The organism is Streptomyces katrae, assembly GCF_000966975.1.
GTDB lineage: Bacteria > Actinomycetota > Actinomycetes > Streptomycetales > Streptomycetaceae > Streptomyces > Streptomyces katrae.
The window spans coordinates 1-11,980 of record NZ_JZWV01000675.1 but is presented as its reverse complement, the minus strand read 5'-3'; the positions used below and the strand labels follow the sequence as shown (position 1 = coordinate 11,980).

Below are 11,980 nucleotides of genomic sequence, written 5' to 3'. Positions count from 1 at the left end.
GCTGCCCGAACTCCTGCCCCCCACGCGCCGGAGATCGTCGACTACCTGGGGCGCTACTTCGGATTGGAGACCTGACCGCCCCCGACCGCCCGCCCGCCGCGTGAACGGCGGGCGGGCGCCACGCCCGCCGGGCCACGGGGTCGGGACGGTCGCGCAGATCGGGGACGCCGGCCCCGGCCGCCCGGGCGGTCGCACTGTCGTCAGCGGCCGAACTTCTCGACGGCCGCCGGCGTGACAGGGGTGAAGAAGTTGACGAGGTTGCCGTCGGGGTCACGGAGCAGGAGCGACCGGTTCCCCCAGGGCATCGTGGTGGGCTCGGTCACGAAGTCGGCGACGACATCGGTCAGGTTCCGGTACACGCCGTCGACGTCCGGGACGAGGAATTCGATGATCACGGTGTTGTTGTCGGCCGGACGGGCGGAGCCGGGAGCGAACAGCGCCACCGTGCGGGTGCTGCCGATCGCGAGGGTCGCGCTCGGGGTCCGCAATTCGGCGAAGTCCTCGGTGGACCAGTCCGCCCGCACACCGGTGGCCCGCTCGTAGAAGTCGACGAGGCGCGCGATGTCGCCGGTGATGATCCGGATCGAGACGAAGTCCATGGTGCTCTCCTCAAGCTGGTGAAGCCGTTGCACCTCGGACGCTAGAGCAAATACTGGACAGGATCGGTCCGGTATCAACGCTACGCTCGTGGACATGGCTCGACCCACCAGCCGCGTGCTCACCCTCCTGGAACTCCTGCAGTCGGGCGGCATCAGAACGATGGCCGAACTCGCCGACCGGCTCGGCGTCGACGCACGCACCGTGCGGCGGTACGTGGGCCACCTCGTCGACCTCGACATCCCGGTCGAGGCGATCCGCGGCCGCTACGGCGGGTACCGGCTCGCCCCCGGCTACCGACTGCCTCCGCTCATGCTCAACGACGACGAGGCGCTCGCCGTGCTGCTCGGCCTCGCCGCCGGCCGCAGGACCGGGTTGCCGGCGACGACCGGAACCGCGGGCGAGACGGCGGCGGCCAAGATCCGCCGGGCACTGCCCGAGCGTCTGGCCCGTCGGCTCGACGCCGTCATGGAATCCCTCGCCTTCACGGCTGAGCCCGGCGAGGCGGCCACCCCGGAGACGGGCGTCCTGCTCGCCATCGCCGACGCGGTACGCCACAGCCGCCCGACCTTGATCAGGTACACCGCCCGAGACGGCCGACGAAGCGAACGCACCCTGCACCCGTACGGGATCGTCGCCCACGAGGGCCGGTGGTACATCACGGGCAGCGATCCCGAGATCGGCCAGGACCGGACCTTCCGGCTCGACCGCATCGCGGACGCAAGGCCCTTGCCAGGCTCATTCGAGCCGCCCGCCGGCCTCGATCCGGCCCAGCGCGTCCTGTCAGGGCTCGCCGGGGCCGCATACCGGCACGAGGTGACCCTGCGGATCCACGGGACGGTCGAACAGATCCGCACCCGACTGCCTGCCGGCATCGCGAGCGTGAAGGAGATCGTCCCCGCGGAAGCCGCGGATCCGCACACCGAGCGCTGGTTCCACGTCGAACTGAGAGCAGAGCGGCTCGACTGGCTGCCACCCGTGCTCGCCTCGCTCGACCGGCCGTTCGTCATCGAGCGACCGGACGAACTACGAGACCTCGTCCTCGCGCTCGCCGACCGGCTCGCAGCCTCTGCCCGCCAGGCCTGACTCCAAAATCCGCTCCAAGGGGGGCCGCACCGCGCTGATATCGGAGTGCGCACAAGCCCAAGAGAGTGTCACAGTCACTGCCGTGACCTTGATGGACGTGCTCGTCGACTTCGCCCGAACCGGCCGGATCGGCCCTCTTCACTGCGGGATGCCCCTGATCGAGGCTGAAGACCTGCTCGGCCCGGGGCGCCCGCACCCCGCCCACATCATGAAGGGGCCCGATATCGACGGCTACCCCTACTCCTGGAGCGGGCTGCGACTGGTGGTCACGCAGCGCGCCGTCAGTGGCATCTGGATCAGCCTCTGGCCTGGTTCGACCGCCAAACTCCCACCGCTCGTCCTGCCCGATTCCGAGTCATTCGAGGCCACCGTGCTCCGCGAGGAACTGGTCACTGCCCTCGACACCGCCGGCTGCGACCACGGGGTCAACCCTGTCCTGACCTTCGGCGAGCAGTCGAGCATCCTCACCCAGCCGGCCGAGGTCTGCGCTGTGTTCAGCCTGCCTGGCCGGGACCACCACGTTCCGCACCACGATCGGCACTACCTCGACGTGATGCACAAGCACACGGCTTGACATCGCTGATTCGGGCCCAGGTGAACGGCCCGAACGAGGTGGCGGCCGTTGTGCTCGTCGGGCCGGGCGGAGCCCCGGTGGCGGTCTTGACACCCGCCGGGACGGGCGCGGACACTCCAGAACGGCGAATCCTGGTGAAGTGGTAGGGAATCATGGGCTGTTCAGCGAGGGACGGACGCACCGACGGCGTACGCGCCGCCGTGCCCGCGTGCCCGCTGCTGACGACCCGCCGCCACATCGACCTCCTGCGCGTGTGCAGTGCGGCGAATCCCCCGCACCCCGGCGCTCCCGCGCCCGCCCGCCGCTGACCTGCGCCCCTCACCCTCCGGGTCCCGGCCGCGCCGAATCCGTCGCCGGCCGTCGCCGTCGCATGCCCCGTGCCCGAGCACTCCCAGGGAGAAGCATGTCCACCACTCGTCCGACCGACGCGCCGTCCTTCCGGAGCAGGATCGGCCGTGACGCGCGCAGCGGATATCCCGCCGTGCCGCACCGCTACCGGCTCCACCTTTCGCCGTCCGGCCCGTCCTGTCTGCGGATCGCGGTCACGCACAGCCTGCTCGCCCTGGAGGACGTCCTCCCGATGACGCTGCTGCCCGCCGTGCCCGACGCACCCGACGGCGGACACCTGGCACTGCGCCCGCTCTACCAGGCCAGCTCCCACCGCCACCCCGGACCGGCCGTGGCACCGGTGCTCGCCGACTCCTGGACCGGACGGATCGTCAGCACGCACGCCCCGGACATCCTCCAGGACATGGGCAGGCTCTTCGACACCGGCGGCCGGCAGCTGTACCCGGCCGGCACCGACGCACGGATCGAGGCCATCGGAAGGCTCTGCGAGGAGGGCATCAACGCGGCGGCACAGCGCGCCGGCCGGGCCGGCGGGGACCAGGCGGAACGCGACACCGCCCTCGCCACCCTGCTGCGCGCACTGGGCGCGCTGGAGCGGCGGCTCTCCGCCGCCGAGTACCTGCTGGGCGTGGAACCGACCGCCGCCGACGTCCAGTTGTGGGTGACGCTGGTCCAGCTGGACACCGTGCACCGCTGGCACCTGGACGCGGCGGCGGTCTACCGCCTCACCGACCACCCGCACCTGTGGGCATACGCGCGGCGGCTGGCGGCGCATCCCGCCTTCGCGCCCCACCTCGACCTGGACGGCATCGCCCGCCGGCACCACGCGCAGTGCCGGGGCGAGGAGGCGGCCGGGGCGGCGGTACGGATCGTGGACTGGGCGGGACACGTGCCGGACCGGGGGACCGGAGCGGTCCGCGCCGCCAAGCACGCTCGGCGCGATCGTGCGAGGCTGGACGGGAGAACGGGAACGGGACGCAGAGGTGAAGCGAATGTCGGGCAGTGAGGCCACTCCACCCTCGACCTCAGGCCCTCAGGAACTGGCCGTTCTCGCGCTGACCCGTGAATCGGAACGCGCCCGGCGCATGCTGGCCGCCGGGGAGTGGCGCCCCGACGCGGCGGACACCGACGCGGCGGCCAGGGTGCTCGCCCGCCTCACCGCCCCGCTCCCCACCCGCCGGGCCGGCAGCGCACGGGCGCGGGCGGTGGACCGGGACCGGCGGCTCCAGAGGATCTGGCGCAGCGCGGTCCACCACCTCGACGCGGGCGCGGTCAGCGCGCCGGCCGCGGCCCTGCTGGCCGCCGTGGCCCGGGCCCTCCTGCCGTGGTTCGCCGTCCCGAACCCGCCCTCCGCCGCGGCGGCTCCGCACTACCCGCTTCCCCGGGGCACGGGGGAGGGCTTCCCGGCTGCCCCGACGGAGGCCGGTGAGGCCCTCCTGCCCGACATGACAGACCTCTTCGCCGCACTGTCCGCCCCGCACCCGCCTGGGACCGTCCCGCGCACGCCCGCAGCCGCTCCCTGGCAGACCCGGTACGCGGGCCGGTTCCGGCACTACGGGCGACCCGCCCACGACGTCTGGACGGCCGACACCTTCCGTTGCTCCGGGTGCGGGAACGCGGACGGCCCCTGGTCCGTGACCTGCGACTGGCGTCGCGTTACCCTGGGCTGCCCGTGCGGACAGGAGACCGACCGGCACGGCCTCTCGTTCTCGGAGGTCTTCCTCGTCCTCCCGGACGCCTGAGCGGCCGCCGCCCGCCCCGCCCGCGGCCGCGGCGGACGAGCACCGGTGTCAGACCCCGCTGTTAGGGTCGCCGACATGGCAAACCGTTCCTATCTCTTCTCCGCCGACTCGGTCCCCACCGAGGACGACATCCCCAAGCCGATCCGGTGCATATCGGAGCACAATTGGGCCATCCCGCTCGCCCACCAGCTGCTGGTCGGATACGGCACGACGGTCGTCCCCTCCATGATCTGGAGCCCCCGGATCGGCATCGCCGCGGACTACGACAGGGGCGCCGCCCTGCTACGGGGCCTTCTCCTCGCGGTCGGTCAGGGACTGGAGGAGGACGACGAGTTCGCCAGGTGCGTGAAGACGACCACGACGCACCTGGAGAGCCAGCGCGCGCAGTACTTCCTCCTGGAGACCGGGGAAATGGTCTCCCTCGGGGACGAGGACCCGGTGGCGGCGGTCGAGCGGCTGGTCTCCGCCGACATCCCCGCCGCCGTCGCCAGCGCCGAGGCGGCGATCGCGGGTGAGAACCAGGAATGGCTCGCCTCGGTCCGCGCCGACTGGCAGGAACACTTCGCGTCCTTCTACGGCAAGGCGCTCTACTACTCCTTCCCCGAATAGGCGGGCACGATCCGGACGCCGTGGAAGGGGGAGCGGGTCCACCGCCTCCCTGCCGCCGACGCCGACGCCGACGCCGACACCGACACCGACATCGGCCGCCGGCGGCCGTGCCTCCGGGGCGGCGGCGGGAGCGGTCATTAGCCTGAGGCCATGACTGCCGCGCCCCCTCCCGTCCCCGACCGGTACACCGTCGTCCTGCGCCCCGGCCCGCCCGGCGTCCAGGACGCCAAGGGCCACGCCGCCGTGCTGCGCACAGCCCGGGTCGAAGCGACGGGCGCCACCGGTGTCTCCGGCTACCCGTGCTTCGAGGGGGAGGGGGTCCAAGCCGAGATCGACCCCGAGAGCAGGGCCGTCGAGGCGGTCACCGTGGACGGCGAGGAGCTCCCGTACGGCTGGATCGCTCAACTGGCCGACGACGATCCCCGCCCTCCGCGGACCTGACCCCTCCGCCAGCCCCTCGGATCAGGCGCAAGGAGCCGAACAGGGTGTGGTGTCGCCGAGGTGGCGGCGCCATGCGGCAGGTGTCGGACCACTCGGACCACCCCCTGACCACCGCGCCGAGACGGCCGTCGAGGTTTTCGGGAGACCTCGGAACCAGGACCTCGCCCCGGCCTGCGATCATGGACGGTCACGGTGCGAGGAACGAGGAGTGGTACCGCATGGGGAACGAGGAGTGGTACCGCATGGGGATCGAGAGGCCCGGTCGGCCCGAGGACCTGCCGGCGGCCGAACTGCTGTGGGCCCGCTGGGCCCTGGCCGCCGTCCTGGAGGCCGGGGAGGAGGGGGAGCGGACGCCCCGCGTCCACCGGACCGGCACCTGGATCGACGAAGAGGGCCTGCACCTCGACGACTGCGGCTGCACCTGGTGGACCCTCGCGCCGATGGGCCGGGGCCGCTACGTCCTCTACGGCGAGGACGAGTCCAGCGCCGTCAAATGGCACGAGCCAACGATCGACATGCTGGCGCAGGCGCCGGACTGGCTGCCGTTCCAGCGCTTGCGGGGGCTCCTGGAAGGCTGGGAACTGGGCTGCGTCTACTGGTACGAGGACGGCGCCTGGGCCCGCGCGCCCTACCCCGACGGGCTGGCCGACGACGGCCTCGACTGCGGAATGAGCCGCTTCGCGGTGCGCGAGAAGGCTCTGGACCTGCTGGTGTACGCCGACCGGGGCGTTCCCCGGGAGCGTGCGCTAGGGCTCCTGGCCGCGGCGGAGGCCCACCGCCTCGGCGCCCGCGAGATCGAGGCGGTGCTCGCCGACTGCGCCGACGACCACACGGCGGCTGACCGGGAGGCCGTGCTGCGCGCGCTGGAGCGCTCCGGCCTCTCCGGTCCCCGCTGACGCCCGCCGGCCCCGGAACGGTCCGCTCACGGTTTGAGCCTATTCCGGGGCGCGGGCACCCCGTGGTTGACGCTTCAACGTCTCTCGGCCGCATACAGCTCAGGCGCCTGATCGCAAATCATGACGGGGTCCCGCGTCGCGTTCCGTGGCAGGTCGCTCTCTGGCGGAATCGAACTCTTCACCGCAGCCGGTGTACCGGGAAGGCTGTGAACGGTGAGCGACGCGCTGATAGCGTCCCTCCCGGCCCGCGAAAGCCGGACCGTTCGTCTCGATTCCGGAAATCCTTTCGAAAGCGGATGGCTTTTCCATTCCCTGGAGACCCTCCAGGAACAACACCGAACGGCCGCCGGTGAATTACCACCGCGCGCACTATCCACGCACTTCCTTTCCGCTCCGGTTGACACCAGCCGGCCTTTCAACAACACCGTGCGCTCGCCGAATCCAAGTGACTTCCTCAGAACCCCGGCTGTACGTTCTTCCTTACCGAAGGCATATTCCAACCAGCGGCCCCCGCCGTTGAGAGGGACGGTCATGACCAGCCACGCAACCGAAGCCGACCTCGAAGAACTCCTCCGACAGGCCATCGACTCCACGGGCGGGGCCGCGCGTTGGACCACCGACACGGACGACATGTGGTGCCGCCTCACGCCCCGGTCCGCGACACCGCGCGCCCAGGGCTGGAAACTCCACGTCTCGGCGACGGCCGCCTCCGCGCCGAAGGTCCTCACCCGGGCCCTGGACGTCCTGCTGCGGGACGCGTCGGCCTTCAAGTTCGCCCGCTCCCTCGAGCAGGTCGGCGCACTCAACACCCGAGCCACACCCCGGGGGAGCTCGGGCAAGTTCATCACCGTCTACCCGCGCTCCGACACCGACGCGGCCCGGCTGGCCCTGGCACTGCACACGGCCACCGCCGGGCTCGACGGCCCCCGCATCCTCTCTGACCAGCCCTACGCCGTGAACAGCCTGGTCCACTACCGCTACGGCGCCTTCGTCGGCCGCCGCAGGCTCTCCGAGGAGGGACTGCTGGTCTGGTACATCGAGGACCCCGACGGAAACCCCGTCGAGGACGTGCGCACCGGCCAGTACGCACCCCCGGCCTGGGCGGTCAGCCCCTTCCCCGCCACGCTGCCCGCCCCGCGCCCGGCGGAGGAGGCGGCGAAGGACCCGGTCCTGCTCGGCGGCCGCTTCGCGGTCAAGGAGGCGATCCGGTACACCAACAAGGGCGGCGTCTACCGGGGCACGGACGTCACCACGGGCGCGCCGGTGGTCATCAAGGAGGCCCGCCCGCACGTGGAGACCGACGCGTCGGGCCGCGACGTCCGCGACTGGCTGCGCGCCGAGGCACGGGCCCTGGAGGAGCTCGGCGGCACCGGCCTGGCACCGGAACCCCTCGCCGTGTTCGAACACGCCGGGCACCTGTTCCTCGCCCAGGAGGAGATACCGGGCGTCCCCCTGCGCACCTGGGTCGCCGAACACTTCCGCGACGTCGGCGCCGAACGCTACCGCGCCGACGCCCTCACCCAGGTCGGCCGGCTGATCGACCTCGTCGCCGCGGCCCACGCGCACGGCTGCGTCCTACGGGACTTCACCCCCGGCAACATCATGGTGCGCCCCGACGGCGAACTGCGCCTCATCGACCTCGAACTCGCCGTCCTCAAGGGCGACACCCCCCTCCCGACCACCGTGGGCACCCCCGGGTACAGCGCCCCCGAACGCCTGGCGGACGCCCCCGTCTCCCCGACGGCCGACTACTACAGCCTCGGCGCCACCGCGTGCCTCGTCCTCATGGGCAAGGTCCCCCACCTGCTGCCCGAGGAGCCCGCCACCCGCCCCGCCGACCAGCGCCTCGCCGCATGGCTGGCCGCCGCCGGCGCCGGGCACCCCCTGCCCGACGGCCTTCCCGACATGATCCTCGGACTGATGAGGGACGACCCGGCCGACCGCTGGGACCCGGCGGCCGCCCGCGCGGTCCTGCGCGCGGCGGACAGGACGAGCCCCCCGCGCCCGGCCGCCACCCCGCCGCCCGACGTGATGGCGGCCACGGTGGAGGGCATCGTGAACCACCTCGTCGACACGATGGCCCCGAAGGACGCGCCGCGGCTGTGGCCCGTGTCCACCAAGGCCGGAGAGACGGACCCCTGTACGGTCCAGCAGGGCGCGGCCGGCGTACTGGCCGTCCTGACCCGGTACTTCCGGCTCACCGGCGACCCGCGCCTCCCGGAGGTCATATCCACCGCGGGCCACTGGATCGCGGACCGGACGGACACCCGCTCCGCCCGCCCCGGCCTGCACTTCGGCGGACGCGGGACGGCCTGGGCCCTGTACGAGGCCGCACGCGCCGTCGACGACCGCGCCCTCCGCGACCACGCGATGGCCCTGGCCCTGGCCCCGCAGCAGCCCACGCCCAGCCACGACATCACCCACGGCCGGGCCGGCAGCGGACTGGCGGCCGCCCACCTGTGGCACCGCACCGGCGACCCCCGGTTCGCCGACCTCGTCACCGAGGCCGCCGACCGGCTGGCCGCCGAGGCACGGCCCGCGCCGAACGGCGTGAGCTGGCCCGTACCGGCGGAATCCGCCGTCGCCACCGAGGCCGGCAAACGCTACCTCGGCTTCGCCCACGGAACGTCCGGCATCGGATACTTCCTCCTCGAAGCCGCGGCCGTCACGGACCGCCGGGACTACCTCGACCTGGCCCTGGCGGCCGGTGAGGAGCTGGTCGCGGCAGTGGTGCGGGTCGGCGGGGCGGCCCAGTGGCCGACGCAGGCCGGTGACGTGCCCACGGCGCCCTACTGGTGCCACGGCGCCGCGGGCATCGGCACCTTCCTGGTCCGGCTGTGGCGGGCCACCGGGGACGAGCGCTTCGGTGAACTGGCCCGCGCCGCCGGCCGGGCCGTCGCGGAGCGCGCCCCCCGCGCCCCCCTCGGCCAGTGCCACGGACTGGCGGGAAACGGAGACTTCCTCCTCGACCTGGCCACGGCCACCGGCGACCCCGCCCACCACGCCACGGCCGAGGACCTGGCCCGCCTCATCACCGCCGAACGGGCCCACCGCGGAAGCCACGTCGTCTTCCCCACCGAATACGGGGACGTCTCGACGGGCTGGAGCGACGGCAGCGCGGGCATCCTCGCGTTCCTCCTGAGGACCCGCCACAAGGACTCCCGGCTCTGGACCATCCAGCAGCCGGGCTGAGCGGCAGCGAACCTGCCGCACACCCACAGAGAACGCACACCCACAGAGAAGGAGAAAGCCATGGAGACCCGCGACTTCGAACTGCTGGCTCACCTGCACGCCCTTCCCGAGACCGACCCGGTCGGCGCCGACGGGGCCGGCTTCGCCGACACCTGCGTCTGCGTCGGCATCCTGACCATCCTCAACACCGTCTGTGTGGGCGTCAGCTGCGCCTGACCGAGCACGGCGGCCTCGCCCCCGCCACCGCCCGGCCGCACCGGCGACGAGCACAGTGTCGACGGGGCACCGGGCCCACGGCCCCCACGGGCGGGCGGAACCCCGTACCGCCCGCCCGCGGGGAACCGGGGCGATGAGGCCCTGAGGACCTCCGGCCGACGGCCGCCACCGAGGCGCCGCCGGCCGGAGCACGCACCGCTCCCCAGCGGGGCCGGGCACGGCCGATGCCGTGCCCGGCCCCGCCACCCGCCCGAGTCCGCAGACCACGCACCGCAGACGAGGACACCGCCCATGCAGCCACACGCCCGCGACGACGCCCCCGGACCGGCCACGGCCGCCGCCCCCTCGGACCCGGGGACGGCGTACGCCATCAGCACGCGCGGGCTCGCCAAGAGCTACCCGGGCCCGGACGGAACCGCCACCCACGCCGTGCGCGGCCTCGACCTGGACGTGCACCAGGGAGAGACCTTCGCCTTCCTCGGCCCCAACGGCGCGGGGAAATCCACCACCATCGCCCTGCTCTGCGCCCTGACCCGGCCCACCGCCGGGCGCGCCACGGTGGCCGGCACCGACGTGCTCGGCCGGCCGGACCGGGTCCGACGACAGGTGGGAATGCTCTTCCAGCACAGCGCCCTGGACATGGACCTGACGGCCGAACAGAACCTCCACATCCACGCCCGCCTCTACGGCATGGGCCGCCGCCACGCCCGCCGGCGCGCCACCGAGGCGCTGGAGGCCGTCGCGCTGGCCGGCCGGCGGCGCTCCCCGGTGCGGACCCTCTCCGGCGGCATGCGACGCCGCCTCGAACTCGCCCGCGGCCTCCTGCACGAACCGCGGATCCTGTTCCTCGACGAGCCGACCACGGGACTCGACCCGCACGCCCGCGCCCAGGTCTGGGAGCACCTGCGCACCCTCCGCGACCGCCAGGGCACCACCCTGTTCGTCACCACCCACTACCTGGGCGAGGCGGAGAACTGCGACCGCCTGGCCATCATCGACGGCGGCCGCCTGGTCGCCCAGGGCACCCCCCGCGCGCTGAAGGCCGCGATCGGCGACGACCGGGTCGTGCTGCGCACCGGGGACGACCCGGCGGCGCGCGAGATCGTCCGCGGGGCCGTCCCGCCGCGGACCCCTACGACGCTGGACGGCGAGGGGATCGCCCTGCGCGTGCCCGACGGCGGCTCCTGGATCCCGCGCCTGTGCGCCGCCCTGGCGGACCACGGCATCCCGGTGCACGCGGCCTCCGCGACCCCGCCGACGCTCGACGACGTCTTCTTCCACCACACCGGCCGCAGCATCCGCGGCGCACGCCCCGGGGCGCACGCCACGACGACGCCCGCCGAGGGGGGAGCGTGACCACATCCGCCCTGCGGGCCCCGGGAGCCCCCGCGGCCGCCGCCGACCTCCCCGAGCCCGCGCCGCTCGACCGCCTGCGCGGCGAACTGCGCGCCGTCCACGCCCTCGTCCACCGCGATCTGCTGCGCCTGGCGCACCAGCGCGTCCACACCGCGCTGATGCTGATCCAGCCGGTGCTCTACCTCTTCCTCCTCGGAGGCGGTCTGGCCGCCCTGATCCCCGAGGCGGCGCTGGGCGTCGGCTACCGGACGTACCTGTTCCCCGGCATGCTGATGATGACGGTGCAGGGCCCGGCGATCATGGTGGGCATCCGGCTGATCACCGACCGGCAGAGCGGCTACCTGCGCGAACTGCTGATGGCACCCGTACGCCGCTCCACCCTCCTGCTGGGCGTCTGCGCCGGGGGCACCGCGGTCGCCGCCGTCCAGGGCGCGGTGCTGCTCACCCTCGCCGGAGCCGTCGGCCTGCCCTACGATCCGCTCCTGCTGGCCCTGCTGCTGGCCGGCATGGTGCTGGCCTCCTTCACCATCACCGCGCTGTCCCTGGCCCTGGCCGTGAGCCTGGCCCGCCCCGAGATGTTCCACATGCTGCTCGGCCTGGTGATGATGCCGCTGCTGTTCCTCTCCGGCGGCTTCTTCCCGCTGGAGAACCTGCCCGCCTGGGCCCGGACCCTGGCCGCCGGAAACCCGCTCGCCTACGGCGTCGACCTGCTGCGCCGCTCCTGCTGCGCCGCTCCATCGCGGTCCCGAGCCGCACCAGGCGGCCGTGACGGGCGTCGAATGGTTCGGCAGCCGGCCCCCGCTCGCCCTCGAAGCGGGGGTCCTCCTGACGATCGGGGTCCTCGCCCTCCTCTGGGCCGCCCACCGCTTCGCCCGCCCCGAATGACCCCCGCCCGTGCGCCGGCACCCGGATCCCGCACACCC

General features: G+C 73.4%; 12 protein-coding genes. 11 read left to right on the top strand and 1 reads right to left on the bottom strand.

Features of this window, described 5'->3' with window-relative positions:
- Window positions 1–200 precede the first annotated feature (200 nt).
- The gene (locus VR44_RS23725) at window positions 201–599 is read right to left on the bottom strand and encodes a VOC family protein (protein ID WP_045949604.1); all 399 of its coding nucleotides are present in this window, start codon (window positions 597–599) and stop codon (window positions 201–203) included.
- Between the two features lie 94 nt (window positions 600–693).
- Here VR44_RS23725 and VR44_RS23720 point away from each other — a divergent pair, with 94 nt between their 5' ends.
- The 11 genes from VR44_RS23720 to VR44_RS23675 all read left to right on the top strand — a co-directional run.
- The gene (locus tag VR44_RS23720; RefSeq protein WP_045949607.1) at window positions 694–1,683 is read left to right on the top strand and encodes a helix-turn-helix transcriptional regulator; all 990 of its coding nucleotides are present in this window, start codon (window positions 694–696) and stop codon (window positions 1,681–1,683) included.
- Window positions 1,684–1,765: 82 nt separating this feature from the next.
- Window positions 1,766–2,257, top strand: coding sequence for a hypothetical protein (locus VR44_RS23715; protein WP_045949603.1), 492 nt, complete (start codon window positions 1,766–1,768; stop codon window positions 2,255–2,257).
- A gap of 403 nt (window positions 2,258–2,660) precedes the next feature.
- Window positions 2,661–3,611, top strand: a complete 951-nt coding sequence (locus VR44_RS23710) for a glutathione S-transferase C-terminal domain-containing protein (protein WP_169791038.1) — start codon at window positions 2,661–2,663, stop codon at window positions 3,609–3,611.
- Complete coding sequence (locus VR44_RS23705; protein WP_045949602.1) at window positions 3,598–4,347, top strand: hypothetical protein; 750 nt, start codon at window positions 3,598–3,600, stop codon at window positions 4,345–4,347. The genes VR44_RS23710 and VR44_RS23705 overlap by 14 nt, the downstream gene beginning before the upstream one ends.
- Window positions 4,348–4,422: 75 nt before the next feature.
- On the top strand, window positions 4,423–4,956 hold the full coding sequence (locus VR44_RS23700; protein ID WP_045949601.1) for a DUF7822 domain-containing protein: 534 nt from the start codon (window positions 4,423–4,425) through the stop codon (window positions 4,954–4,956).
- A 150-nt stretch (window positions 4,957–5,106) separates the two neighbouring features.
- Window positions 5,107–5,397: a hypothetical protein gene (locus VR44_RS23695; RefSeq protein WP_045949600.1), complete on the top strand. Its 291-nt coding sequence runs from the start codon at window positions 5,107–5,109 to the stop codon at window positions 5,395–5,397.
- Window positions 5,398–5,615: 218 nt separating this feature from the next.
- Entirely contained in the window at window positions 5,616–6,293 is a 678-nt protein-coding gene (locus tag VR44_RS23690) for a hypothetical protein (RefSeq protein ID WP_245692134.1), read from the top strand.
- A gap of 531 nt (window positions 6,294–6,824) precedes the next feature.
- Window positions 6,825–9,485 carry a class IV lanthionine synthetase LanL gene (lanL, locus tag VR44_RS23685; protein WP_045949599.1) on the top strand — a complete coding sequence of 887 codons (2,661 nt, stop codon included), beginning with the start codon at window positions 6,825–6,827 and terminating at the stop codon, window positions 9,483–9,485.
- A gap of 60 nt (window positions 9,486–9,545) precedes the next feature.
- On the top strand, window positions 9,546–9,701 hold the full coding sequence (locus tag VR44_RS46020) for a VenA family class IV lanthipeptide (RefSeq protein ID WP_169791037.1): 156 nt from the start codon (window positions 9,546–9,548) through the stop codon (window positions 9,699–9,701).
- 291 nt (window positions 9,702–9,992) lie between these two features.
- Window positions 9,993–11,057 carry an ATP-binding cassette domain-containing protein gene (locus tag VR44_RS23680; protein WP_045949598.1) on the top strand — a complete coding sequence of 355 codons (1,065 nt, stop codon included), beginning with the start codon at window positions 9,993–9,995 and terminating at the stop codon, window positions 11,055–11,057.
- The coding region (locus VR44_RS23675) for an ABC transporter permease (RefSeq protein ID WP_245692132.1) at window positions 11,054–11,980 on the top strand (927 nt) is incomplete at its 3' end. The genes VR44_RS23680 and VR44_RS23675, both read left to right, overlap by 4 nt.